This is a genomic window from Pseudomonas multiresinivorans (genome assembly GCF_012971725.1).
Classification (GTDB): Bacteria; Pseudomonadota; Gammaproteobacteria; order Pseudomonadales; family Pseudomonadaceae; genus Pseudomonas; species Pseudomonas multiresinivorans.
Window position 1 is genome coordinate 1063738 of sequence record NZ_CP048833.1, and the last position, 25314, is coordinate 1089051.

The following is a 25314-nucleotide window of genomic DNA, read 5'->3' on the forward strand; positions in this document are numbered from 1 at the left end:
ATGGCAACTGTCGGTATACATCCAATGGGTGACCAACTCTAGCGTTGGAAGTAGCCGCACGGGTGTCTCCGACGAGCATCCTGGATGTGAATTCGATTGTCGGGGGCGTGAAAGAGTAAATCCTTTGAGCGTTGCTCTAACAGCGAAGCGTCCATGTCGAACATTTCTCAAACGCTGGCGAGCCGATTGCTGTCGTTATGATTGGATTCCCAACTCGCCGATGAGCAAAGTCTGAAGGCGAACGTGTGGGAGCTGCGCCGCACAAATCGAAGAGCCGCAGGACAGCTTGGGAACTCACCGAGGCAGTATCGTTGATCGTGGCTCCGAACAGCATAGCATTGTCACCGGCCAGAGGGCCGTCAGCTCCAGGGGTGACGAAGGCGCTTGGCGGTGGCTGATTTCAACAGCAGGATATCGCTGAGAGATCACTTCCTTGTGGCTCGGCGCAGGAAATGGTTGAGACTTGCGTAGGGGTGAAGGTACCTAGAGGAGCCGGGCGCTGTTGAATCTAGCGGTCCAAGAATGCTGATTCCTGAACGACGTGATCTCTTCAGAGTTGCAGGAGTATTCCAGAGCCGTTTCGACGGTGCTTGAGACCGTCGCTTCATCATCGCCCTCATGGAGTATGAAAACACCGCTCTGTTGGGCGTGGTTTCTCATCTCGCCGAAATGGGAAGACAGAACAGGCAGGCCTAATGCTCGATACTCATAGTATTTGATCGGATCTACGGATTCGGTTAGCTCGGTCTGTTTGAATGGAATCAGGCCTACATCGAATCCCTGCATTGCAGCAATCGCCTCGGCGTGGGTGCACTGTGGATGCATTTCTACATTGGGTGGCAGAGCGGCTGCGGGAGGGCTGAACATGGGACCGATCAATCTGATTTTTACCTGCGCGCACATAGCAAGCCTGTTGATCATTGCCCAGTCAAACCATGGACCGATCGTTCCGACGTAACCCAGGATTCGCTCGCCAGGACGCCCAGGCAGGCTATCAACCGATGGAAGTGTCTCGATTGCGCAGGCGTTCATGCACAGCGTGGCTTTTCTGGCATTGGCAAAACGATTGACTAGTACCGTCGAGGAAGCAAGGAGATGCTCCGCCCTGTTGGCTACGATCGATTCGCGGTGGTGCATCGCCCATTTGGACATACCCGAGTAGAAAGCCGGGAAATCATCCATGGCATCGTATATCGTGCTTGTAAACGAGCCATGCTTCAGTAGCTGGATCGCCAGCTCGGAAGGCTTTCCTATTCCCAAGGTGGTCTCTTCAATCGCGCTGAAATCCCTGATTTCCCGCAGCAGGTCTCGCCATAACAGGCTATTGAGTAGTCTGGAGCCGGGAATGGGTTCAATTGGCAGTGCTCGAGCCGGAAGTACCTTGAGCCAGGGCTCGACTGGGGTAGCTAAGGGCGCTGCTGGCGGCGCAGACAGTTTCCGTAGATCTGCCAGGTTTGGGAAACGGGTGGGGTAAGGGTCTACCCAAAGCACTTCACCCCGGGTAGCAGAGTGGAACCATTCGGCAAACTTGTGCGGGCGTTGCGAGAAACTGTTCCAGGGAACTGGCGACAGGTAAACCAGACGGTTCAAGAGAAATGCTCCTGAAGCACCCCGATAATGCGCGAAGCCGCATCCCCATCTCCATAGGGCGAGGCTCCCTTCGCCATTTTCTTATATTCCTCACGGTCATTGAGCAACAGTTCAGACTCTCTGACAATCTTGCTCGAATCGCTTCCGACCAAACGGATGCAGCCAGCCTCCAGCGCTTCCGGACGCTCTGTCGAATCCCTGAGTACCAGTACTGGTTTCCCGAGGGACGGAGCTTCCTCCTGAATCCCGCCCGAGTCGCTTAGTATGAAATGGCACTGAACCATGGCCTGGATGAAGTGACGATATCCCAATGGTTCTTTCAGCTCGATGTTCGGCACGTCGGAAAGCAGGTGATGGGCAATGAGCCTGACGTTCGGGTTCGGGTGGACGGGGAATATGATGTCCACGTCAGGATTGCGCGTGGCAAGTGTGTGAATGGCTGAGCAAATGTTTTGGAAAGCCTCCCCGAAGTTTTCTCTCCTGTGGGCAGTCACCAGGATGGATTTCCGGGGATGTGTTGTCGCATTGCTGAAATCTTGTGATGCGATGTATTTCAGCGAGTCGATGACGGTATTTCCTGTGACGTATATCTGGTCAACTGGAATACCCTCTGCGTGCAGGTTTTTCGCCGATTGAGTGGTGGGGGCGAAATGCCATTTCGCCATTTTTCCCACGATCACGCGATTGAATTCTTCAGGGAAAGGGTTTTGCAGATCGCTCGTGCGCAGCCCGGCTTCGATATGACCGAATGCAATTCCTGTATAGAAACAGGCCATTGCCGATGCAAGCACGGTGGTTGTATCGCCTTGTGCCAGCACGGCGTCCGGCTTCTCGGCCTTAAGAACCTTTTCCAGATCGATCAGCAGTCTTCCTGTCAGGGCGCTCAATGACTGATCGGGTTGCATCACATTGAGATCGTAGTCAGGTACGATCGAAAACTCCTGAAGTATCTGATCCAGCATGCCTCGATGCTGTGCGGTTACCAGAACCTTGACGTCCGCCCAGGGATGCTCGCGCAGCGCCAGGATGACGGGGGCCATTTTTATGGCCTCCGGGCGAGTACCAACGATGCAGATGATTTTCTTCGAGAGTCTTTGCATAGGGGAACAGCGCCTTCATTACCCTTTGTGAACTATTGCCAGAAGCCTGTCACTGGAGTGACAGGCTGACTTGACCTGTCCTTACGGCGTGTAGTCGAGGAAATACTCGGGGTGGGCGCGCCACTTTTCCTTGAAATAATTGGAGTTGCGCAGGAACAGTTTCTTGTAGCGCTCGCTGCCACTGTCTGCTCCGGTCGTCTGATGCGGTTGATGACGAATACCGGACAGGTCTCGGAACGACACTTCCATTTCGAGCGCCCGGATCTGGAAGCACAGATCGGTATCTTCGAAACAGGTAGGGTCATAGTAAGTGTCGAATCCTTCGATGGCATCGAAAGTCTCTCGACGCATGAAGAAGCCGCTTGTCCCCAAGAAGCCGATATCTGAACGATAGCCGTCTTGGGTTGCTTGCGCGTTCATGGCGCGATTGGGGCAATAGTCCGCAATCATTCCCCCAAGGTCGGTACGCGTTGCATCGAACCATCCCGCATTCCAGCCTATGACGCCGACGTTCGCATTGTCCTCGAGGATTGCCAGGGCCTCGGCGAAACCAGAAGAGCCGGTGAACCACTGGTCGCTGTCGAAGAAAGCGATGTATTTCCCCGTTGCGTGCTCAACGCCGAGATTCCGGCCCGAAGAGCAGCCGTTTTCCGGGTTTCGTACGAGCTTAACGCCGGGGAACTCACGCTCGACAATACTTGCGCCGTCGTCACTGCTGGCGTTGTCGACGACAATCACCTCGCGGATATACGGGGAGCAGTGCAGCAGCAAAGTCTGCAGGCAACGCCCAATGATTTTGGCGTTGTTGTGGATCAGAATGATCACGCTCACATCCTGGCGTGGAAGCGCCGGGATCAGTTGCTCCAGGCGACCCAGCCAAGAGTTCTCGGCAACGAGTAGATCATTGTTGGCGGGTGCAGAGGAGCGGATCTGATCGAGATCCAATGCGGTCGGCGTTGGCAGGTGGAATAGCTTGCCCACGCGCATTTCTTTGTTGCATACCACGGGTTTGCGCAGGAATAGGCCTGGCAAGATACTGCTCACTGCGAATTCGCTGGCTCCAGCGGTGTCGCTGATGGGCGCCACAATGAAATCTGCGTGCGCGACATAAAGACTTGCCTGCTCGAGACGTTGGGTCGGCAACAGACAGACGTTTCCCGGCATCTCCGGAATAGTATCCATTCCAAGGATATGAATGGCGAGGTGTTGATTCTCTTCCGCAAGCAGCTTGAGATAGTTCCAGTCCACCCAATGGTCAGTACCCTCCGTGATAAGTAAAAGTCCTTTTTCACGGTTATCCTCCTGCCATTCGAACGGGAGTTGATACTCTTTGTAGATATCGAAGTAGGTATGGCTCGCAGCCTGGGGGACCGTGAATATTTTCTTCGCGTGAGTTGCGTCGAAATGACACCCCGACGTTTGCCCGGAAACACAGACTCGATCGGCTAGCTCTGCCAGCTTCTGTGGCGCAGCATCCTGAGGATTGCTGGAAAGAAGCTCACAGTAGAACGTATCGAAAACTGTGTTCAGGCCGCGGTCCTTGGCGTACTTTGCGAAGGGAATCACATCCGCATTGCTGCTTAGATAGACAAGCAGCGAATGTTCAGAAAGATTCTTGAAGAGTTCGCCCTTGGTCAGTTCTGGAAGGGCAAGGCTCAACATTCCCGGCAGATGGCGTGGCTCCGGATCTACCGCCGGAGAGATGTAAATGACACGGTGTCCTGCTGCCAGAGCGGCTCTTGCGAGCTGCGCTCCGCGATGTTGTTCGCCTAGCGCCGAGAAATTCTGGTTTGCGAATATTACCAGCTCTTCCTCACGAAGCTGCGAGGACGCCTGGAAGTAGGCATCGGCAATGTTTTCCGGGCTGGCCGGAATTGCAATAAGGGGCTTTTCATTAAGTGCAGATCTTATCTGGCGACGGCGCTTGACCGCGGAAAGCAAAGCCGCAGGGCCGCCATTCTGCAGGAGGTAAATTGCACGTTTCACTTTAGGTGTCAGCACTTTATAGGCTCCTGCTACCTTGCTTCCTAAGGTTCTGCTGTTTTTCTGAATAACCTGTTCCAGCATTGCCACATGTATTTCTTTTTCAAGGATGTAAGTGGACTTCGCGCTATTATCGGCGTCAATGTCGTTTATCCTGACTTGTTGCTGGTCGATAGTTTGCCGAAGTTGATTTGTCTCTTGCCGCGCACTTTCAAGCTGCTTGTTGAGGTCTTCGGTGCCTCTCTGCAGAGCGTCCACCCGAGCCGAACTTTGCTGAAGTTCTGAGTCCCTGTAGCGCAGCAGGGCGTGGGCACGGTCCTTGGCTCGCCTGATATCTCTGTTCTGCCAGATCAGGTGCTGCATCCAAGTGTTCAGCCAGTCAAATCCTTCCTTGGCCTCCCAGCTGAAGCTTCTCTCCTCGGTCTTCAGGCTTTCCAGCAGGGCGGCCAGTTCGGCCTTGTGCGCCATTGCTGCCCGCCTGAGCGATTCATGTGTGGAAGGCGTAATCGTCCACGCTGGCGTTTGCTCGCTAGTTTGTGTCAAGGCGCTGATCAGTTCGTTGAAGCGAGTGGATGGTGCTGCGAGCGACAGGCGCAGGCTCTGCGGAACACCTGCCATTTCGTGCGCCCTGATCATCTTGTCGTCGTACTCAAGGAAGCCGCATGGCTTGCCCAGCGCAATGGCAAGGATGCTGCCATGCAGGCGCATCGAGACCAACGCGTCGCAATGGGCTAGTTCGGTGGCCATCGCGCTTACATCGATGCAATCGACGACCAGGTCTTCGATTCGATCGACGAGGGCGTCGGATAGCTGTTCCAGATAGGGGCGGTCCGATTCAGCCCGTTGTTCATCCAGAGCATGCTGGAAGGCAAACCATACGCACCGCCAATTCTCGGGAAGTTCGGCGTTGATGGCATCCACCAGCTTTTCGCTCCAGCCCGCATCCTTGGGCCATTCCCTGATGATCAGACCCAGTGTCTTCTTCGGGGAGTCTTCAATATCGGTCAGCGCCAGCTTTCGTATGACCTGGCTGGCCGCGTACCAGCCCGGGTCCGGTGCCGTGACGATCGGGCGAGTGATGCCTATATGTCGGAGCAGCTCGGCGCTCTGATCGTCTCGAATGGTCACGACGTCTGCAGTGGAGAATACATCACGAGCAATTGCCTGGGCCTGCGCGCTGCGCAGTGGGCCGACGCCATGTGCGAGGATCATGGTCTTCAGCCCGAACTGTCTGGCCATGTAGAACGGCCGCGCGTACTGGGCTATGTCCGACATCAGTGGGTCGTAAAGCGCGCACGCATTGAACGGGTGATGTTCCTGGAAGATGCCGCCGCCGCCCATGATGAAGGCATCGCTCTCGGCCAGCGCCTGGCCGATTTCTCCCAGATTGTGAAAGTCCACGGCAGGCTGGCCATAGACCTGTTCCGTATGAGCAGGGTTGAGGCTGATGATGGTCGGTTCGCCGCCAAGCTCCTTGATCCAGTCGACAATGGCTCCAAGCAGCAATTCATCTCCGACGTTGCTGGCACCGTACCAGCCACACAGGACAACTTTGGGCTTGCGGTTCATGACGTTAACTCCTGAGCTGGGGCTTGCGACATGGTTACGACCGGACAAGGAGCCAGCCAGCCAGATCCGCCATGTTCCTGCGGCAATACATCTATATGACCGGCATACGCGAGACGGGCATGGCGCTTATATTCGCCGCTATCGACATCGCCTGCGCCAATGGCGAGCACATAGCGATTGCCGGAAAAGGCCGCTCTGCAACGCCAGACCAGCTGGTGTAATCCTACTTCGAGGGGGGGGGAGTTGACGCCGAGTTGCTGGGTCGTCGCACTCCAAAGAACAATGTCATCGGTGCTTTTGATCTGCATTCCAAAACAGGGCAACCCGATCGGAGAGGTATTCTGGATGTTGACCAGAACGAGGAACTCTTCGTCGTAGGCGAATACATTTCGCTGGTTTCCGGAAGCGTCCGTGACGGCAACGTTGAGGATACTCAGGCGCGCTGAAGTCTCTGACTGTTCCTGGAGGCCGATGGCCGAATCGTCAGATACCGCCTCTTCAGCAGGGGAGGTGACTGCAATCCCTCCTTCTTCCTCGACCAGATCATTGGCGTAACGTTTGACGACCTCCCGGCACTGGCCGTCCTCAATCAAGGCGCCCCGCTTGAGGTAGATGGCGCGGTCGCAGTACTCGATCAGTGTGTTGGTGGAGTGAGTGACCAGTAGGATTGTCGTGCCACCTTTCTGGAGTTCGCGGATACGGGTCAGGCATTTTGTCTGGAAGGCCGTGTCACCCACGGCCAGCGCTTCGTCGACGACAAGCAACTCTGGAGAGGTATGGATTGCGGTTGAGAAGGCAAGTCGTACGAACATGCCGGAAGAGTAGGTTTTGACCGGCTGATCGATGAATTCGCCAATATCTGCAAAGGCCTCGATGTCTGCGAATCGCTTGCGCATGTCTTCCTGGGAAATACCCGCAATGCTTCCCGCAAGGAAGACGTTGTCTCTCCCGGTGAATTCTGGATTGAACCCGGCGCCCAGTTCGAGCAGTGCAGCAATTCTTCCATTGGTGGCGGCCGTGCCACCGGTCGGGTTCAAAGTCCCACAGATTATTTGGAGGAGTGTGGACTTTCCGGAGCCATTACGGCCGATGATGCCGACGGTTTCACCCCGTTCTATCCGAAATGACACATCCTTGAGTGCCCAGAACTCGTGCGAATAGGCGCGCGGCTTCATGCCGATGACTCTTTGCAGGCGCGGGACTACGAACTGGAGGAAACGGTGGGCTGGTCTTTCATAGATATGAAAGCACTTGGAGAGGTTTTGAACTTCAATCAGCGTCTTAGAGGACATCGCTGAACCCTCTGCGGGTCTTGTTGAAGAACCAGAGCCCCAGCAGGGCGCTGAGCAGACCGATAGCGCTGATGGTCAGAGTGGCTTCAAGCGTGGGCGCGGATCCGTAGATGAGGAGCTGTCGCCCTTGCTCAATGACCAGGGTCAAGGGGTTAGCGAGCATGTAAGGCCTGAATTTCTCGGGTATGGACTCGATTGAGTAGAACACAGGCGACAGGAACATCATGATCGCCGTGACCATACCCACCACTTGGTTTATGTCCCGGAAATACACGCCCAATGCGGAAACGAGCCATGAAAGCCCTACTAGGAACAAGATGAACGGGATCAGGATCATTGGTAGGTAAACGACGGTCCAGTTCAATTCGTGAGTGAGAAAAAGCTGGAGTCCGCTTAACACGATCAATCCAGTGAGAAAATGGAATAACGCGGCGCCAATGACAGTCCATGGCAAGATGTCCAGCGGGAAGATGACCTTCTTGACATAGTTGCTGTTGCCAACGATCAGAGTGGTGGACTTGGCCAGGCACTCGGCGAACAGCCCGTGGAACAGCATCCCGACAAACAGCAATACCGTGTAGTTGTGGCTGTCGGTGGCAACTGCGCCCCAGCGCGCCTTGAACACGGTGCCAAAGACAAAGCTGTAGACCATCAGCATGGCAAGCGGGTTGATGAACGACCAGATGATTCCAAGAAATGACCCACTGTAGCGCAGGCTGATTTCTCGCCGAGAAAGTTGCCATATCAGTTCATGGTTCTTTCGGAAACTCTGGATCCCGAAAATCAATGTCCTAATCATAGTGCGTGTGCCTGCGTCTCTTGTACCTCATCGCGAGGTTGTAATCTTCTTGTACAAGGTGGCCTTGATATCTATGCAATGCTGCAGGTTGTACTTTTCATCCAACAGCTTCCTGCATGAGACAGAAAGGCGACTTCTCAGAGCCTGGTCCAGGGCGAGTTCGATCAGGCTTGCTGCAAACGCTTCTGGGGTGTCACGAATGACGATGTTCTCGCCGTCGGTGGCCCCCAAACCTTCACACCCTTTGCTGGTGCTGATGACTGGAATTCCATTGCTCATGGCTTCGAGGATCTTTACTCGCACGCCGCCCCCGGAAAGCAGGGGAACGAAGAGGAGATGGGTGCTTGCAAGCACATCATCCAGCGATTCAACGAAACCATGCACATGTACGTGTTTTCCGTCATCGGCGGCCTTGAGCTCATCTGGCGGAGCCGCGCCAAGGAAATGAATCTGGATATTATGCTGCTGCAGCTTGTGGCGAACCAAAGGCAGGATTTCCCTGACGAACCACAAAGCGCCTTCGGCGTTGGGGTACCACCAGAAGCCCCCCATCCACAGCAGGTTGACAGGGCTGGCTGGCCGTAGGGTGTAGTCGACTTCCTTGATTGGCAGGCAGAGCGGAATGTAGTGCTTCTCCACTGGCGCGGTGACCCTGCCCATATCATTGTTTGAAATGAAGGTCATGGCCTCGAAGTGCCATTTGTTCTCGCACTCGACATCGTGGGCATTACGTCGACTGACCTTGGCTGCTAGTTCCACAGCGGATTTTTTCCAGCCGGACAGATTCTGCGGTACCCAGAAGGGAAAGATATCTGACTCTATATTATGGCTTACCAGTAGTGCGGGAGTCTTCGGCAAGAACTTCTTGAAGAACGCCAGATGGCTGGAGTGTATTTCCATGGCATCTATTTTGTGTTCCCTGACAATGCGTCGTGCACTCTGGACTGCCGCCCTGCTGTAATAGCTTGCATCCATGAAGGGCAGGCCGTGGACCATATGCTCCAACGTATGCAGAATTCGCCCGCCCGTTGTTTTCTGTGACGGCATTTGCGCACGGGGTTCCACATGCACGCTGGAGAAATACTTGTCGTATTCCTTGCGGTGCTTCTCGATATGAGCGACTTCCGCCTCTCCGCCAATTGTATAAAGGTGCAGATTGTATTGATCCGCCAGCGGAAGAAGCGTGTTGGTCACATAGATAGGAGCACCCGAGTTCGCTGGGAGCGGCGGAGACAACGTGATGATGAGAAGATTCTTCTTGCTGGTCTTAATCATGTGATTCATCAAATATATCGGTGTCAAAGTAGGGCGAGAACTTTGTCTTGTAAGTCAGATCGCGATTCCGCTCACCAATTATTTTGGCGGGTACACCGCCGACCACGGTGTAGTCAGGGACAGGGCGGGTTACCACCGCTCCGGCGGCTACCACTGCGCCTTCTCCCACGGTAACGCCAGGCAGCAGGATGGCCCGCGCGCCGATCCAAGCGTGGTCCTTGATGATCACCGGGGCGCCAATTGCGGCAAAACCAGGAGAGTTATGGTCATGATGAAGACTTAGCAAGCATGCTTGGAAAGAAACGTTCACGTTGTTTCCAATTTCCACACCCGTGCGGCCATCAATATATATTTCACGATTGATAACGCAGTTGTCGCCTATGCTGACCTGGCATCGGCTGTGATAACCGGTAAAGAAGAGGCGCATGCTAAGGTGCGTATCATTACCGACCTTGATTCCCATGATTCGCCGATAATAAGCATTTCGCAGCCGCTCATTTGGGAAGCGAGCTATCCAATTATTGCCAATGTAGTACTTGGCGGCGGCTAGCGCGTAGTAACCGGAGCGCTGAACCAAAAAGCGCTTTAGCCAAGTCTTGAGTCGTGCTGACATGTGGTTTCCCTTATATCTATGCGCGGCCTTCAGGCTCGACCGTAAATATCTTCGAAACGAACAATGTCATCTTCGCCCAGATACTGACCGCTCTGGACTTCGATCATGACCAAGTCGATCAGTCCTGGATTCTCCAGTCTGTGTCTGTGGCCGGCAGGGATGAAGGTGGATTCGTTAGTGTTCACGAGTAGCTCTTTGTCACCATTCACGACCTTCGCCATTCCGCTGACGACGATCCAGTGCTCGCTGCGGTGATGGTGCATCTGAAGGCTCAGACTGGCCTTGGGTTTAACTACGATGCGCTTGATCTTGAAGTCATTGCCCTGCTCCAGAACGGTGTAGGTGCCCCAGGGGCGCGCAACTGTGCTGTGCAGCTTGTGAGCCTCATGGCCACTACGTTTGAGCTGGTTATAGATTTCCTTGACGGATTGGGCGTGGCGCCGGTCTGCGATGAGAAGGGCGTCGTTGGTATCAACGATGATCAGGTCCTGGACGCCAACCGCACCGATCAGTCGATTCGAGCCGCGGACATAACAGTCCTTGCTGCCATGCAAGATCACCTCGCCCTCGACTCGATTGCCATTTGCATCAGGGGAAACCAGGTCGCTCATCGCGCTCCAGGAGCCGATGTCGCTCCAGCCAATGGAACAGGGCACGACAGAAACTCGCTCGGATTTCTCCATGATCGCGTAATCAATGGAATCTTCCGGCATGTCCTGGAAGCTTTCTTGATCGAGCTCCATCTGACGATAATTGTTGCCTTCGGTTCGGCTGGCCTTGTCGAGGCAGAGATTGGCGCATTCGAGAACGGCTGGGGAATGCCTGGCAAATTCCTGCAGAATCGTCTTGGCCGCGAAGCAGAACATGCCGGAGTTCCAGTAGTAGTTACCTGCAGCCAGATACTCCTCGGCCTTGTCCTTGTTGGGTTTTTCGACGAAGCGGTCGACCTTGCTTCCGGTTGCCTGAATGTAGCCGTAACCGGTTTCCGGGCTTTCCGGTTCAATACCGAATGTCACGATCTGTCCTTGAGCGGCCAGTTGGACTGCGTCATTGACCGCCAAGGTGAATGCTGCCTCCTCGATGATCAGATGGTCCGCCGGCAGCACGAGCAACTGCGCGTCTTCCCCGTGGATATCTGCGACGTACCTGGCGGCCAGGGCAATGGCTCCAGCGGTGTTGCGACCGAATGGTTCGAGGATGAAGGAGGTTGGCAATTGAGTCGGATTATGTTCGACATACTCGTCCTTCGTCTTGAAGAGCAGCTCCCTGTTGGTGACAGTCAGAACCTCTGCCACATCTGGCAAGCGGCTCGCGCGATTGAATGCCTTCTGCAACAAGCTCAGGCCGTCCGCCAGCTTGATGAATGGCTTGGGGTGTTGCTCCCGGGATACGGGCCACAATCTGGAACCCGCACCGCCGCACAGAATGGTAGGAATGAGTCGCATTGTGTTCAGATCTCGTGCCGTGGTCCGAAAGCGACTTCGCCAGTGAGCGAGCCGTCCCGGTCTAAGGGGAAGGGGAGTGCTGTCTGTAAGTCATGAGGCATGCCGGGATGCCCTTGGACGGGGCAGGTTGCGGCAGCGTTGGGTCGGTTATGGTTCATGACCTTCATACACGATTGATCAGAATGGCAGCGGTTAGGCCCAGGTTCTCTACCATCGACTGGCGGTGGATGCCCGCTCGTCGCAACCCTGCTAGACGACAGCCCAGGCTGCCTCCTCTGGCATGGCGGAATACATCCAGGCTGGTTCGGTTGAGTGCAGTCAGTTCCTGCTCGAATGACTCCAGCGCCGTAATATTTGCGCTGTTCCAGTCTCTGAACGTGCCATCGAACATCTTTATCAGCCGCGCGATCCGGTCCCTGAGGCGGGTATTGGAACCCATCAGATTCTGACCATGCTGGCGATAGTCAACCTGTGGCGTACTTTCGTAGAAAACAGCCCCACCGCAGCCGGTGACCAAAAGATAGGCCCACCAATCATGGGAGGCCACAGACATATCTTGTGGAGTTCTGGCCATCAGATTCCTGGCGGCTACGTTCATCACCATGGTGTTTCCACCAGCGATGCTTTGCACCAGTGCATTGCTGAATGAAGGGGGGCGCCTGAACAGGGGGGAGAAGCCCATCGGATAGCCTGACTCGTTGATCAGGCGGGTACGCGAGCAGAAAAGTGCAGGCACGTTCTGCGGCACCGATGAAAGCCAGTTCAGGGCGTTTTCGAGTTTGTCCGGATTCCAGAGATCATCCTGGTCGCAGAAGGCGAAGTACTGCGCATCGATATCTCCTGCACGCAGCAGGGACAGGAAGTTGCTGGAGAAGCCCCTGGCCGGCCCGTTGCGTATGCTCAGCCGTTCGCTGCCGAGACTCAATTGATTCTGCCGGAGAATTTCGAGGGTACGGTCGCTCGAGCCGTCATCCGATGAATAGATAGACCAATCCGAATGGGTCTGCTGATACAGGGAGTCCAACTGCTCCTGAAGGTACGACTCTCCATTGAAGGTCGACATCAGGATCGCGACATGCTTGCCCGAAGCGCATTTCCCTGCAGGGCGTGGCGATGGCTGAGATTTGTAGGTCAACGTGGCCCCCCTGGCAAAGTCGTCCTGAAGCTGTATGAACCTTCAGTCTGCGGAGGGCGGCCTGCTCCTGGAGTGCGAGACTGTATTGGATGCGCTGAGTGGGTGACGATTATATTCATCAAGGGGAAGGAGTAAACCGACAGAGCGACAAGGGCAGAAATAGCAGGTTCTGACATTGGCCGCTGAGGAAGGTTCCCTTGACTTGAAAAAAAGCCCCGTCGAAGACGAGGCTTTTGAATATGGTGCCGGCACCAGGAGTCGAACCCGGGACCTACTGATTACAAGTCAGTTGCTCTACCAGCTGAGCTATACCGGCAAGGAGGGCGGCCATTATAGCCATGCCAACCTTTGTGTAAACCACTGATTTGTCAGACTGATCCGACTGTTTCTGTCAGTGTCCTCCGGCCGTCGCTGCGCCGGGCTTGGCGCCGAAGGGGGGCTTGGCCAGGCAGATGACGACCAGCATGGCGAGGAACAGCCAGCCCAGCAGGGTGAAGTAGTCGATGGTCGAGATCATGTAGGCCTGGCTTTCCACCATGCGTTCGAGCAGGGCGGCGCTGTGCTGGCCGGGGCCGCCCAGTTGTTCGACGGTAGCGCGGGTGGCCGGGTCGTACTGGCTGATGTTCTCGGTCAGGTAGGCGTGGTGCATGGTGGCGCGGCGGTTCCAGATCCAGGTGGTGAGGGACGCGGCGAAGCTGCCGGCGAGGGTCCGCAGGAAGGTCGCCAGGCCCGAGCCGTCGGCGATCTGGTCCGGCGGGAGGTCCGACAGCAGGATGCTCAGGATCGGCATGAAGAAGAACGCCACGCCCAGCCCCATGAACAACTGCACCAGGGCAATGTGCAGGTAGTCGACGTCAGTGGTGAAGTCGGCGCGCATGAAGCAGGTCGCCGCCATGGCCAGGAAGGCCAGGCCAGCCAGCAGGCGAAGATCGAAATTGTTCGCGTAGCGTCCGACGAGCGGCGACAGGAAGACCGGGAGAATCCCGATCGGCGCTGCCGCCAGCCCGGCCCAGGTGGCGGTGTAACCCATCTGCGTTTGCAGCCATTGCGGTAGCAGCAGGTTCATGCCGAAGAAGCCGGCGTAGCCGCCGACCAGTGCCAGGGTTCCCACAGTGAAGTTGCGATGCACGAACAGTCGCAGATTGACGATCGGGTGCTTGTCGGTCAGCTCCCAGATCACGAACACTGCCAGGGCGATCACCGAGATTACCGTGCCGCCGATGATGAAGCCGGATTCGAACCAGTCCAGGTCGTTGCCCTTGTCGAGCACGATCTGCAGGGCGCCGACGCCGATCACCAGCATCGCCAGGCCCATGTAGTCCATGGGCGCGTGCTTGATCACCACCGGGCGGGCACGGAGCTGTTGATAGACGACCATGGCGGCGAACAGGCCGATAGGCACGTTGATGAAGAATATCCACGGCCAGCTGTAGCTGTCGGTGATCCAGCCGCCGAGGATCGGCCCGGCGATGGGCGCCACCACCGTCACCATCGCCAGCAGTGCCAGTGCCATCCCCCTTTTCGCCGGGGGATAGATGGAGATCAGCAGGGTCTGGGTGATCGGGTAGAGCGGCCCGGCGACGAAGCCCTGGATGGCGCGGAAGCCCACCAGCATGCCCATCTGCTGCGCGACGCCACAGAGGAACGAGGCGATGACGAAGAGCAGGGTGGCGGCGATGAACAGCCGCACTTCGCCGATCTTCCGGCTGAGCCAGCCGGTCAGCGGCAGGGCGATGGCGTTGCTCACCGCGAACGAGGTGATGACCCAGGTGCCCTGCTCGGAGCTCACCCCGAGGTTGCCGGAGATGGTCGGCAGGGCAACGTTGGCGATGGTGGTGTCGAGCACCTGCATGAAGGTCGCCAGCGATAGGCCGATGGTGGCCATCACCAGGCTGGGTGGGCTGAAGCTGCTGCTGTTCTGCTGGCTCATGGCGGCGGTCGGATCAGCGCTGCGCGGTGCTGTGGCTGGCGTCGGCCAGGTTGGCCTGGATCAGCTTCTCGATCAGCTGGTCCGCGGAGGCCAATTGTTCCTGGTAGATGTCGGTGGAGAACACCGCCTCGTGCGGCGCCTGCTGGGCAAGAGCGGGACCGCTCTGGTCGTGCAGGCTGACGTTGACGTCCATGGACAGGCCGATGCGCAGCGGATTCTTCGCCAGCTCCTCGGCATTGATGCGGATGCGCACGGGTACGCGCTGGACGATCTTGATCCAGTTGCCGGTGGCGTTCTGTGCCGGCAGCAGGGAGAAGGCGCTGCCGGTGCCGACGCCGAGGCTGTCGACGGTGCCGGAATACTTCACTTCGCTGCCGTAGAGGTCCGAGCGGATTTCCACCGGCTGGCCGATGCGCATGTGCTTGAGCTGGGTTTCCTTGAAGTTGGCGTCGATCCACACCTGGTCCAGCGGGATCACCGCCATCAGCGCAGCACCCGGCTGCACGCGCTGGCCCACCTGCACGGTGCGCTTGGCGACGTAGCCGGTGACTGGCGCGATGATCACCGCGCGGGCGTCGTCCAGGTAGGCCTGGCGCAGCTTGGCGGCGGCGGCTTTGACGTCCGGATGGGAGGCAATCACGGTGTCGTCGACCAGCGCGCGATTGGTGTCCAGTTGCTGTTCGGAGGTGGTCAGCGAGCTGCGCGCCGTATCCAGAGCGTCGCGGGCGTGGGCCAGTTCTTCCTGGGAGATGGCGCCGTCGCTGGCCAGGTGCTGGCGGCGCTTGAAGTCCGCTTCGGCCTTGGTCAGCGCGACTTTCTTCGCGGCCACATCGGCCTTGTAGCCGTCGACGTTGCTGAACAGCCCGCGCACCTGGCGAACGGTGCGCGCGAGGTTGGCTTCAGCCTGTTGCAGGGCGATGTCGGCATCGCTGGGGTCGAACTTCACCAGGACCTGGCCCTTGTGCACCAGGTCGCCATCATCGGCGCCGATGCTGACCACGGTGCCGGTGATCTGCGGGGTGATCTGCACGATGTTGCCGTTCACGTACGCATCGTCGGTGTCTTCGTGCCAGCGGCCGTAGAGGATTTCCCAGGCGACGCTGGCGAGGCCGGCGAGGACGACGACGGCGAGCAGGATCAGCAGCCAGCGCTTGCGCTTGGGATTGCTGCTCGGGGTTTCTTGCGTTGCGGTGCTCATGTCGGGTGCCTCGTTCAGTGCGCGGCGGCCGCGTTCGCCTGGGCGAGCGGGGCGGGGGTGGAAGTGGTGTCGGGCTGGTAGCCACCGCCCAGGGCCTGGATCAGCTGCACCGAGAGATCGATCCGCTGGGCGTCCAGGCTGGCCAGTTGGCGTTCGGCGAGGAGCAACTGCTGTTGCACGCTGAGGGCGTCGAGGTAGTTACCGACACCCTCGCCGTAACGGCGCATGGCCAGGTCGAAGTTGGATTTGGCGATGTCGCGGGCATCGCGCTGGTCGTCGATCTGCTGTTCCAGTGAGCGCAGCTTGCCGAGGTCGTCGGTGACTTCGCCGAGGGCGTTGACCAGGGTCTTGTTGTACTGGGCGACAGCCAGGTCGTAGTCGGCGTCCTTTCCGGCGAGGTTGGCGCGCAGGCGGCCGCCGTCGAATATCGGCAGGGAGATCGCCGGGGCGATCTGGAAGAAGCGGCTCGGCGCCTTCAATACGTCGCTGGTGTGCAAGGCAGCCAGGCCGACCATCGCGCCCAGGTTCAGGTTGGGATAGAACTCGGTCTTCGCCGAATCGATGCTTTTCGACGCGGCTTCAACGCGCCAGCGTGCGGCGACGATGTCCGGGCGCCGGCCCAGCAGTTCGGCCGGCAGGTTCGACGGCAGGGTCAGCGCGCCAGGCTTGAGCTCCTGCGGGCGCTGCAGTTCCTGGCCGCGGTCCGGGCCTTGGCCGAGCAGGACGGCCAGGGCGATGCGATCGCTGGCAATGTCCTGTTCCGCCGCCGCCAATTGCTGCTTGGCGCTGGCCACCTGGGTTTGCGTCTGTTGCAGTTGAACCTTGCTGTCGAGGCCCGCGTCCATGCGCTTCTGGCTGAGCTGGAAGAGATGCTGGGAGCGGTCCAACTCATCGCGGGCGAGGTCGCGCGCAACGAAGGCGTGGGCCAGTTCGCTGTAGGCACGGGCGACGTTGGTGGAAAGGGTGATCGATGCGGCCTGGCGGTCGACTTCGGCGGCGTTGGCCTGGCCGAGCGCGGCCTCCCAGGCGTCGCGCTGACCGCCCCAGAGGTCGAGGTCGTAACTGAAGCTCGCCGACAGGTATTTCACCGCTGAGTAGCGGCCGCCGGTCGGCGCCGGCAGGACGCTTTCCGGCGCGCGGATGCCGGCATAACTGGCAGTGCCCTTCACGCTCGGCATGCGCTCGGCGTCCTGCGCCTGGGCGGCCGCTGTGGCCTGGCGGGCTCGGGCATCGGCGATTTGCAGGTCCGGGGTGCCACGCAGGGCTTCATCGATCAGGCTGTCCAGTTGAGCGTCGCCCAGGCTGGTCCACCAGCGCTCGCTGGGCCAGGCGGCGGGCGACAGCGGAGCACCGTCGAGGCTGACGCCGGCCTTCAGGCTGGCGGGATCAACGGCCTTGCCACTGGCGCTCAGGCCCGAATAGTTGGCGCAGCCTGTAAGGCCGAGCACGGCGGCGAACACGGCCGCCGGCAGCAGGGCAATACGAGGACGTTTCATCTTCACTTCTCCTGCGCCGGGCAGCTGGCCGCGACGCCGTGGGCGCGCAGGATCTTGTCGAGCAGGCCGGTGAGGGTCTGCAGTTCGTCGCTGGAAAGGCCGCCGACCAGTTCGTTCATGGCGGCGGCGGCGATGCGCGGCGCCTCGTCGTTCACCGCCTGGCCCGCAGCGCTGAGGCTCAGGCGCACGCTGCGGCGATCATTGGGACAGGGCTGGCGCAGCAGCAGGTCCTTGCGCGACAGGCGCTCTAGCATGCGGGTCATGGAGCCGCTGTCGATGGACAGTTCGCGGCACAGCTCGGCCGGGGTGTTGGCGCGGTCGTTGCCGATGAAGAACAGCACCTTGAACTGTGCGGCGGTGATGTCCAGGTGCGCCAAGTGCTTGTCCAGCAGGCGATCCTTGAGGATGGCGGTGGCGCCCAGCAATTGGCCGATTGAGCCTTTGAACGGAAAGTCCGCGACGTCGTAGTGATTCATGTCAAAACAGATAGCTGCTTAGGCAGTGAAATGTTTCGAAATGATACTGCCTAGGCAGCGATTGACAAGGTGCGATTGTCGCGATTGCGCAACAATCCGTTCGACGAAGCGCAATTGGAGCGTGATTGGCAACAGGTATGGCTGATTTCCTACGACCTTGGCGGCTCTTTATGCACAACCGGGAAAGCTTTAGGGCACAAATCGCATATGCCCTGTGATGCCAATCACGAAATATCGTAAGTGGCTGTTTTTGAAAGATTTAGTTCGTGTGTGCAAAAAATGATCAGGTCGCAGCGAGACGGTCTGGCCGGTAAGGAAGGTGACTTTTTTCCTGGGTTACGAACAGAGTTATCCACAGGGTCTGTGGGTGAAGCCCTGGAACGCCCGTCTCAGATGCGTTCGGCCAGCAACAGCAGGTTGCGCGGGGTCATTCGCGTGGCGCAGAAGGCGCCCAGGGTGGCGCGATAGCCCTGGTCTTCGAGGAATAACGCGCGGTCGAGCACTAGCCAGAGCTCCATGGGCCGGCGGAATAGTCCGCGAACCAGTTCGAGGTTGCGGACCTGGGCCAGTCGCTGCCAGCCTCGGGCTTCCAATGGGAGCCAGTCGACCACTGTGGGCAGGTCGAGGCCCCTGAGCGCGGCGAGATCACGACAGTAATCGGCGAAGGATTTGGCCAGCCAGGTTGGTGATACGGGCGGGATGGGCAGGTAGCCGTCGCTGCCCCGGACTTCCCGCTGCAGCAGGTCGAATGCCAGTCGACGTGCCATCGAAGCGTCGCGCTGGCGGCGCACACGGGCACCGGCGGTCACGGTTTCTGCCTGCGGCAGGCGCAGGTCCTCGCGCGAGAGCCGGAGTGGGGAGCTTTGCGCGGCGTTTGAGAGCGGCTGGTAGTGCTCGCTATCGATGCGGTTGTAGCAGCAGGGGGCAACCGCAAGCTGGCGGCAGCCGTGACTGCTGGCGAGCTGCAGAAGGCGCACGTGCAGGTCGCCGCAGGCGTGCAGGGCGACGGCGGTGTGCCCGGCTTGGAGGTGCTCGTGAGCGTTCGGGGCGAGCACGTCCTGCTGGCGATGTCGGGCCTGCAACTGAAGCCGGTCGCTCAGGCGCTGGCCGTCTTCAACCAGTGCACTGTCGAATTCCAGACTCAACAATGGCTTGCCGTCACGGGCCAGCAGGCGGCCCAGATGGCCTTTGCCGGCGCACCAGTCAAGCCATTGCTGCGGTGCCTCGGCGAAGTCCAGGCAACTGGCGAAAGCTTCGATCTGCTGCCACTTGCGCCCGGGTACGTCAACCGTCAGCAGGTTCGGCAGCTTTCCCACAGGCGTTGCCGGGAGCTCGCCGACGACGGACAGTTCGGCGGCGATGGCAGCCAACGTGGGGAAGGGCGCGGGGGCGTCGAGTTGCTCCGGAGCGTTGTGCACCGCATCGGCGTCTTCGAGGCTGCGGCTGCGCAGCCAGGTGGCCAGTTCGGGGTGGCTATGCTCCCAGGGCAACTCCAGCACCGTGAAGGGTTTGGGCCGCCAGAGCGCCTGGTGTTCCAGCAGGAAGGCGTCCAGAGCCAGGAAGCGCTGGAGCAGGTCGGGGCCGGTCAGGGGAGTGTCGTTCGGGAGCACGGTGCGAAGCGGGAGAAAGCCACGGGGCGCGCATTATAGCGACCCCCGTGGGCGAGCGGCGCGCCGGTCAGCGGCCTTGCATGGAGTCGACTTTCAGCCAGCGTTCCAGCAGGCGGAAGATGCGCGTGAGCAGCAGGGTGATGACCAGATAGAACAGGCCGGCGAGGCAGAAGAACAGCATGGCCTCGTAGGTACGCGCGATGATGGTGCGGGTCATGCCCATGATGTCGAACAGGGTCACGGTGTAGACCACGGCGCTGGCCTTGAGCATGAGGATCACCTCGTTGCTGTAGGCCGGCATGGCGATACGCGCGGCGCGCGGCAGGATGATGTGGAACAGCGCCTGGCGGCGAGACATGCCCAGGGCGCGGGCGGCTTCCACTTCACCGACCGGGATGGCGTGGATGGCGCCGCGCAGGATCTCCGCAATGTAGGCGGCCGTGTGCAGGGTCATGGTCAGCAGGGCGCACCAGTACGGGTCGCGCAGATACGGCCAGAGCGGCCCCTTGCGCACGCTTTCGAACTGGGCGAAGCCGTAGTAGACGATGAACAGTTGCAGCAGCAGCGGCGTGCCACGGAAGAAGAAGATATAGGCGTAGGGCACCGCGCGCACGTACCAGTGCCGCGAGGCGCGGGCGATGCCCAGCGGTACGGCGAGGCACAGGCCGGCGACCACGGCGATGGCCAGCAGCTCCAGGGTCAGGGTGGCGCCCTGGAGCATCTTCGGCAGCCATTTGAGGATCAGCTCGAGATCGGTCATAGCTCGTTCCTCACGAAGCCGCGGCCGGCGCGACGCTCAAGGAAGTGTAGGGCGGCCATGATGAAGACGGTCAGGCCCAAGTAGATGAAGGCCGCAGTCATGTAGAAGGTGAAGGGTTCCTTGGTCGCGTTGGAAGCGACCTGGGCCTTTCGCATGATTTCGTCGAGGGTGATCAGCGAGACCAGCGCGGTGTCCTTCAGCAGAATCAGGTAGAGGTTGCCCAGGCCCGGCAGCGCCACGCGCCACACTTGCGGCAGGACGATGCGCCAGAAGATGCGCGGGGCCGAGAGGCCCAGCGCCTGGCCGGCTTCGCGGTGGCCCTTGGGAATCGCCAGCAGCGCGCCACGGAACACCTCGGTGGCGTAGGCGCCGAAGCACAGGCCCAGGGCGCAGGTGCCGGCGGCGAAGGGCGACAGGGCGAATTCGGGGTAGCCGAACAGGTCACCGATGGCGTTCAGGCCGGCCACGGTGCCGAAATAGATCATCAGTACCCAGAGCGTCTCGGGTACGCCGCGCACCACGGTGGTGTAGAAGCCGCCGAGCATGCGCAGGAAGCTGTTGTTCGAGGTCTTGGCGACGGCGCCGAGCAGGCCGAGGATCAGTCCCACGCAGACTGCGGCGAGCGAGAGCTTGAGCGTCATCCAGGTGCCGGCGATCAACTGATCGCCAAAGCCGTGCAGGTCGAAAATCATGGGGAGTCACGCCTGAAGGCGCGCGCCGCCCGGCAAGGGCGGCGCGGCACGTGCATCAGTAGATGCTGAAGGGGAAGTACTTGTCGTTGATCTTCTTGTAGGTACCGTCGTCGACGATTTCCTTGAGAGCGGCGTTCAGCTTCTCACGCAGCGGGTCGCCCTTGCGCACGGCGATGCCGATCTTGTCGTTGTCGAACACCGGCTCGCCCTTGAACTCGAAGTCCTTGCCGGCGTCGCTCTTCAGCCAGTCGTACTGCACGAACTTGTCGGCCAGCACGCCGTCGAGACGGCCCGAGGACAGGTCGAGGTAGGCGTTTTCCTGGGTGTCGTACAGCTTGATGGTGACGACGTCGGACATGTTGTCCTCGAGCCAGGTGCCGGCGATGGTCGCGCGCTGCGCGCCGATCACCTTGCCTTTCAGGTAGCCCTTGTCGGTCTTGAAGTCGGTCGACTTGGGCGCCACGAACTGCAGCTTGTTGGTGTAGTAAGCGTTGGTGAAGTCCACCGCTTGCTTGCGCTCGTCGGTGATCGACATGGAGGCGACGATGAAGTCGAACTTCTTGGCGTTCAGGGCGGGAATGATGCCGTCCCAATCGGAGGTGACGACTTCGCATTCGGTCTTCATCTTGGCGCACAGCGCCTTGCCGATGTCGAGGTCGAAGCCGACGACCTGGCCGCTGGCGTCGATACCGTTGAAGGGCGGGTAGGCGCCTTCGGTACCGATGCGCAGTTTGTCTGCGGCGATGGCCTGGCTCCCCAGTGCAAAGGTGGCCGCGATAGCCAGAACGATCTTCTTATAGTTGTTCATGCAGTGATGCTCCGTTAGCGGTGGCTGGACATGAATTGTTTACAGCGTGCCGATTGCGGGTTGTCAAATACCTGCTGCGGCGGTCCCTGCTCTTCTACCAGGCCCTGGTGGAGGAACACCACCTCGCTGGAAACCTGGCGGGCAAAGTTCATTTCGTGGGTCACCAGCAGCATGGTGCGACCCTCCTCGGCAAGCGCGCGGATTACGCTAAGCACTTCCTGGACCATTTCCGGGTCCAGTGCCGAAGTCGGCTCGTCGAAGAGGATGACCTTGGGTTGCATCGCCAGCGTACGGGCGATGGCGGCGCGCTGCTGCTGGCCGCCGGAAAGCTGTGCGGGGAAGCTGTGGCGCTTGTCGGAGATGCCGACCTTGGCCAGCAGGGCCTCGGCGATCTCGGTGGCCTCGGCCTTGGTCTTGCCCAGCACACGGCGTGGCGCCTCGATGATGTTGTCGAGGATGCTCATGTGCGGCCAGAGGTTGAAGTTCTGGAAGACGAAGCCCAGTTCGCTGCGCAGGCGATTGATCTGCTTGCCGTCCGAGGCGACCAGCGAGCCGTCCTTGGATTTCTTCAGCTTGAGTTCTTCACCGGCGACCAGGATCTGGCCCTGGTGGGGGTTCTCCAGCAGGTTGATGCAGCGCAGGAACGTGGATTTACCGGAACCGGAGGAGCCGAGAATGGAAATCACATCGCCGTCGCGGGCGGTCAGGGAAATGCCTTTGAGCACTTCCAGGTCACCGTAACGCTTGTGCAGGTTACGGATTTCCAGTGCGGGTATGGCCGTGGCCATTGGGGGCTCCTCTATTGTTATTCGGACGCTTTCGCAGCAGGTCACTGCAGAATCGGGGCCATCCTGGCGAGGGGCAACCTAACATGCACTCCGGAGTGCGCCAAGCGCCCATCTGCCGCGGTCGTCGGCTGTAGTGGCAAGTTGTCGCATTGCCGCTCGGCGTTGTCGCCTGGGCTGAACTAGCCGCGCCGGATGAGGGCGTCCGATGGTGGTGCGGGGGCGGGATAGTGCCAGTTTGTACCAGCCAGTAAAAGTCCGGCGGCCTTTGGGCCGCCGGTTCGGGTCATTGCATCATCTGCCGCAGTTGCGGGCTCGGATCTTCGACCGCCTCGGCGGGCGTGATGTCGTCCTGGGATTCCGGTGGCTGGCTGGCCATCAGGTTCGGATGCCCGGACAGGCGCGGGATCGGCAGCGGCTTGGCGTCTGCCAGGCCAGTGCCGCCGGCTTCGGTCGCATTGATCGAGGATTTGCGCGGTTGCGTCAGCACGTGGAAATCGGTGATCTCGATAATGCCCTTGCCTTCGGCCAGCAGGTGGAAGGAGAAGGCCTTCAGCACCTTTTCATTATCGAAGGAGAAGGTAACGTCCAGTGGTTGATTGCGCTTGAGCAGTGGGAACTCGGGGATCGGGGTGGGCAGCAGTTGCTCAAACGAGCGAGTTTTCAACTGGACGCGTGCACCCTTTTCATCCATCTGAATGGCTCGCATCTTCAGGCTCACCGTGGTGTGAGAGTTGGCTGGCAGTTCCAGATACTGCGCGCCGATCAGGTTGTCGGTGTACTCGTTGTCGATCTGCGGCTTCAGGCGGATGCGTTCCTTGGTCGCGAACTGGTACTCGCGGGCCGACTGCGCCTTGGTCACCGACTGGTCGAGGATATCGGCGCGGGCGGTCATCAGGCGGGCATCGCGGCCACTGAAGCGGCCAACGAACTTGGCGCTGTCGGCGATGAAGCCGTCACTCTGGTAGCGCCGGCAGACCTGCTGGAAGTCGCACTCGGTGAAGTTGCCCTTGCCGTCGTGGTAACGCTGCATGCCGTTGGTGAAGGAGACCATCTCCCGTCCATTGGAATATTCGCGGAACAGCGAGCGGCCGGCGATATCCTGCGGCGCCTTGATGGCGAAGTAGTCGAGCACCGAGGATTCCATGTCGACGTGACCGTAGACGCCGGCTTTCACCGGCGGCAGCGCGGCCTGTTCCGGTGCAAGAATCAGGTTCAGGCCCCAGGCCGAGGCAAGGCGCACGTTGTCGATGCCGTGGGATTCGTCGGAGGTGACGATGACCAGGGTGTCCTTCAGCACGCCTTTTTCTTCCAGGCCCTTGAGGAAGGCGTCGACGGCATCGTCCAGGTAGGCGACGGCCGCCTGGCGCGGCGTCGGGTACTTGGCCAGGTATTCCGGCGTGGCCGAATACGGCTGGTGGGTGCCGACGGTGAGCAGAGTGAGCATCCATGGCTGTTTCTTCTGGCGCAGCTGGCCGACATAGTCCAGCGCACCTTCGAAGAAGGCCTTGTCATCCATGCCCCAGGCGAACTCCAGGTAGGGCTTCTTCTTGAACCAGTCGCGGCCCAGGGTCTTGTCGAAGCCCATGGCCGGCATGACCTTGTCCTTGGCCATGAAGCGCAGCCCGGCGCCCTGCAGGAAGTGGGTGCTGAAACCGGCCTGGTGCATCTGCGCCGGCAGGCATTCGGCGGCGCGGGTCGGATTGCCCAGCAGCTCGACGCCCTTGGGCGTGCCGTTGTCCAGCTTGCTGTAATCGCCGCAGAGCATGGCATAGAGACCGCGGATGGTCTGGTGGCTGTGCACCACGTAGTCCGGGGTGGTCATGGCGCGCTCGGCCCAGGTGCTCAGGCGCGGCATCATCGATTCTTCATAGCTGCTGCTCAATGCGGCACGGTTGGTGGCCACGTAGGCGCCAGGAATACCTTCCATGGCGATGATCAGCACGTTCTTCGCCTGGCCGCGGCCGGCCAGCAGCGGCGTGCCGTTGAGGTCGTGCTGGGTCAGGCCGGTGACATCCGGGCGGACTTCCGGGAGGTCGCGGTCGCGCCAGTCCTGATAGGCCATCTCGCCGCTGGTGACAGCGCGGGAGACAAGCTGGTGCGGCAGGTTGAACTGCTTCCACATTTCCCCATCGCTGGGCTGGAAGTACTGCACGGCGGCGTGGCTGGCCAGCAGAACCGCCGGCACGGCATAGGCGTAGCGCGGCAGCGGCTTCTCGCGACGGCGCCAGAGCAAGGCGCTGAGCAGGATGCCGGCGCCGATCAGGATCGCCAGGTGCAGGTGGTTGAGGCCGCCGCCCTCGGTGGAGTTGGCGACGAAGGTCGGGTCGGCGAGGAAGTGCAGGTCTTCCGGTGCGGGCATGCGGCCCACGGCGCTGACCAGTTCGGCGGTGCCGATCACCGACAGCGCCCAGACCAGCATCACCGGAATAGCGATGAACAGTCGTCGATTGTGCAGCGCGACGACCAGCAGTGTGCCGAGCGCCAGGTCCGACAGGTAGCCCAGCGGGGAGCCCCAGCCAAGGCTGTAGCGGCCGATCAGCGGGACCAGCAGGAAAAGGGCAGACAGAGAAACCAGGTTGCCCCGGGAATTCCACCAGCTAATGAGTTTGCGCACAGTGACTCCGCTACCAAACATCGAATCCCGGAGGGTATCCCACTCAAAGTGTGGAAATCGTCCGGATGGTCATGATTCTGAAAGATCGGTGTGCTATGTGCCAGTAGACACTGTACTTAGGCAAACATTCGATACGAATCG

The 25314-nt window shown here is 59.6% G+C and carries 19 protein-coding genes and 1 tRNA gene; all 20 read right to left on the bottom strand.

Annotated features, from left to right (window positions below):
- Window positions 1-483 precede the first annotated feature (483 nt).
- The 20 genes from G4G71_RS04890 to G4G71_RS04985 all read right to left on the bottom strand — a co-directional run bounded on the left by G4G71_RS04890 (window position 484) and on the right by G4G71_RS04985 (window position 25173).
- Window positions 484-1590 (bottom strand): glycosyltransferase family protein, encoded by a 1107-nt coding sequence (locus G4G71_RS04890; RefSeq protein ID WP_169935772.1) that lies wholly within the window; start codon window positions 1588-1590, stop codon window positions 484-486.
- Window positions 1587-2630 carry a non-hydrolyzing UDP-N-acetylglucosamine 2-epimerase gene (gene wecB, locus G4G71_RS04895; RefSeq protein ID WP_240964877.1) on the bottom strand — a complete coding sequence of 348 codons (1044 nt, stop codon included), beginning with the start codon at window positions 2628-2630 and terminating at the stop codon, window positions 1587-1589. Before wecB ends, G4G71_RS04890 begins: the two co-directional genes overlap by 4 nt.
- Window positions 2631-2771: 141 nt before the next feature.
- A complete protein-coding gene (locus tag G4G71_RS04900) occupies window positions 2772-6242 on the bottom strand; it encodes a polysaccharide pyruvyl transferase family protein (RefSeq protein WP_169935776.1) in 3471 nt (1156 codons plus the stop codon).
- Entirely contained in the window at window positions 6239-7417 is a 1179-nt protein-coding gene (locus G4G71_RS04905) for an ABC transporter ATP-binding protein (RefSeq protein WP_240964878.1), read from the bottom strand. Before G4G71_RS04905 ends, G4G71_RS04900 begins: the two co-directional genes overlap by 4 nt.
- Before the next feature lie 106 nt (window positions 7418-7523).
- Window positions 7524-8333 carry an ABC transporter permease gene (locus G4G71_RS04910; RefSeq protein ID WP_169935780.1) on the bottom strand — a complete coding sequence of 270 codons (810 nt, stop codon included), beginning with the start codon at window positions 8331-8333 and terminating at the stop codon, window positions 7524-7526.
- A gap of 27 nt (window positions 8334-8360) precedes the next feature.
- Entirely contained in the window at window positions 8361-9617 is a 1257-nt protein-coding gene (locus G4G71_RS04915; protein WP_205896258.1) for a glycosyltransferase, read from the bottom strand.
- Window positions 9601-10221, bottom strand: a complete 621-nt coding sequence (locus G4G71_RS04920) for an acyltransferase (protein ID WP_169935782.1) — start codon at window positions 10219-10221, stop codon at window positions 9601-9603. Before G4G71_RS04920 ends, G4G71_RS04915 begins: the two co-directional genes overlap by 17 nt.
- Window positions 10222-10250: 29 nt before the next feature.
- Window positions 10251-11666, bottom strand: coding sequence for a mannose-1-phosphate guanylyltransferase/mannose-6-phosphate isomerase (locus tag G4G71_RS04925; protein ID WP_169935784.1), 1416 nt, complete (start codon window positions 11664-11666; stop codon window positions 10251-10253).
- 163 nt (window positions 11667-11829) lie between these two features.
- Window positions 11830-12801: a glycosyltransferase family 2 protein gene (locus G4G71_RS04930; protein WP_240964879.1), complete on the bottom strand. Its 972-nt coding sequence runs from the start codon at window positions 12799-12801 to the stop codon at window positions 11830-11832.
- Window positions 12802-13041: 240 nt separating this feature from the next.
- Window positions 13042-13117: transfer RNA gene (locus G4G71_RS04935), tRNA-Thr, on the bottom strand.
- 75 nt (window positions 13118-13192) lie between these two features.
- Window positions 13193-14731, bottom strand: a complete 1539-nt coding sequence (locus G4G71_RS04940; protein WP_169935786.1) for a DHA2 family efflux MFS transporter permease subunit — start codon at window positions 14729-14731, stop codon at window positions 13193-13195.
- Between the two features lie 13 nt (window positions 14732-14744).
- A complete protein-coding gene (locus G4G71_RS04945) occupies window positions 14745-15929 on the bottom strand; it encodes an HlyD/EmrA/EmrK family protein (RefSeq protein ID WP_169935788.1) in 1185 nt (394 codons plus the stop codon).
- 14 nt (window positions 15930-15943) lie between these two features.
- A complete protein-coding gene (locus G4G71_RS04950; protein ID WP_169935790.1) occupies window positions 15944-17425 on the bottom strand; it encodes an efflux transporter outer membrane subunit in 1482 nt (493 codons plus the stop codon).
- Between the two features lie 2 nt (window positions 17426-17427).
- The gene (locus G4G71_RS04955) at window positions 17428-17901 is read right to left on the bottom strand and encodes a MarR family winged helix-turn-helix transcriptional regulator (protein WP_169935792.1); all 474 of its coding nucleotides are present in this window, start codon (window positions 17899-17901) and stop codon (window positions 17428-17430) included.
- 389 nt (window positions 17902-18290) lie between these two features.
- Window positions 18291-19511 carry a methyltransferase gene (locus G4G71_RS04960; RefSeq protein WP_169935794.1) on the bottom strand — a complete coding sequence of 407 codons (1221 nt, stop codon included), beginning with the start codon at window positions 19509-19511 and terminating at the stop codon, window positions 18291-18293.
- 67 nt (window positions 19512-19578) lie between these two features.
- Entirely contained in the window at window positions 19579-20271 is a 693-nt protein-coding gene (locus tag G4G71_RS04965) for an ABC transporter permease (RefSeq protein ID WP_045215759.1), read from the bottom strand.
- Window positions 20268-20963: an ABC transporter permease gene (locus G4G71_RS04970; RefSeq protein ID WP_169935796.1), complete on the bottom strand. Its 696-nt coding sequence runs from the start codon at window positions 20961-20963 to the stop codon at window positions 20268-20270. The genes G4G71_RS04965 and G4G71_RS04970 overlap by 4 nt, the downstream gene beginning before the upstream one ends.
- A gap of 55 nt (window positions 20964-21018) precedes the next feature.
- Entirely contained in the window at window positions 21019-21771 is a 753-nt protein-coding gene (locus tag G4G71_RS04975; protein WP_169935798.1) for an ABC transporter substrate-binding protein, read from the bottom strand.
- Between the two features lie 14 nt (window positions 21772-21785).
- Entirely contained in the window at window positions 21786-22559 is a 774-nt protein-coding gene (locus tag G4G71_RS04980) for an ABC transporter ATP-binding protein (RefSeq protein ID WP_169935800.1), read from the bottom strand.
- A 283-nt stretch (window positions 22560-22842) separates the two neighbouring features.
- On the bottom strand, window positions 22843-25173 hold the full coding sequence (locus G4G71_RS04985; RefSeq protein ID WP_169935802.1) for an LTA synthase family protein: 2331 nt from the start codon (window positions 25171-25173) through the stop codon (window positions 22843-22845).
- Window positions 25174-25314: the final 141 nt, after the last annotated feature.

Bases quoted from the DNA above. Each gene is read 5' to 3' on its own strand.
- G4G71_RS04900 (WP_169935776.1), bottom strand. From the start codon at position 6,242: ATGAACCGCAAGCCCAAAGTTGTCCTGTGTGGCTGGTACGGTGCCAGC.
- G4G71_RS04905 (WP_240964878.1), bottom strand. From the start codon at position 7,417: ATGAAGCCGCGCGCCTATTCGCACGAGTTCTGGGCACTCAAGGATGTG.
- G4G71_RS04915 (WP_205896258.1), bottom strand. From the start codon at position 9,617: ATGAATCACATGATTAAGACCAGCAAGAAGAATCTTCTCATCATCACG.
- G4G71_RS04920 (WP_169935782.1), bottom strand. From the start codon at position 10,221: ATGTCAGCACGACTCAAGACTTGGCTAAAGCGCTTTTTGGTTCAGCGC.
- G4G71_RS04910 (WP_169935780.1), bottom strand. From the start codon at position 8,333: ATGATTAGGACATTGATTTTCGGGATCCAGAGTTTCCGAAAGAACCAT.
- G4G71_RS04965 (WP_045215759.1), bottom strand. From the start codon at position 20,271: ATGACCGATCTCGAGCTGATCCTCAAATGGCTGCCGAAGATGCTCCAG.
- G4G71_RS04950 (WP_169935790.1), bottom strand. From the start codon at position 17,425: ATGAAACGTCCTCGTATTGCCCTGCTGCCGGCGGCCGTGTTCGCCGCC.
- wecB (WP_240964877.1), bottom strand. From the start codon at position 2,630: ATGGCCCCCGTCATCCTGGCGCTGCGCGAGCATCCCTGGGCGGACGTC.
- G4G71_RS04945 (WP_169935788.1), bottom strand. From the start codon at position 15,929: ATGAGCACCGCAACGCAAGAAACCCCGAGCAGCAATCCCAAGCGCAAG.
- G4G71_RS04925 (WP_169935784.1), bottom strand. From the start codon at position 11,666: ATGCGACTCATTCCTACCATTCTGTGCGGCGGTGCGGGTTCCAGATTG.
- G4G71_RS04970 (WP_169935796.1), bottom strand. From the start codon at position 20,963: ATGATTTTCGACCTGCACGGCTTTGGCGATCAGTTGATCGCCGGCACC.
- G4G71_RS04955 (WP_169935792.1), bottom strand. From the start codon at position 17,901: ATGAATCACTACGACGTCGCGGACTTTCCGTTCAAAGGCTCAATCGGC.
- G4G71_RS04975 (WP_169935798.1), bottom strand. From the start codon at position 21,771: ATGAACAACTATAAGAAGATCGTTCTGGCTATCGCGGCCACCTTTGCA.
- G4G71_RS04980 (WP_169935800.1), bottom strand. From the start codon at position 22,559: ATGGCCACGGCCATACCCGCACTGGAAATCCGTAACCTGCACAAGCGT.
- G4G71_RS04940 (WP_169935786.1), bottom strand. From the start codon at position 14,731: ATGAGCCAGCAGAACAGCAGCAGCTTCAGCCCACCCAGCCTGGTGATG.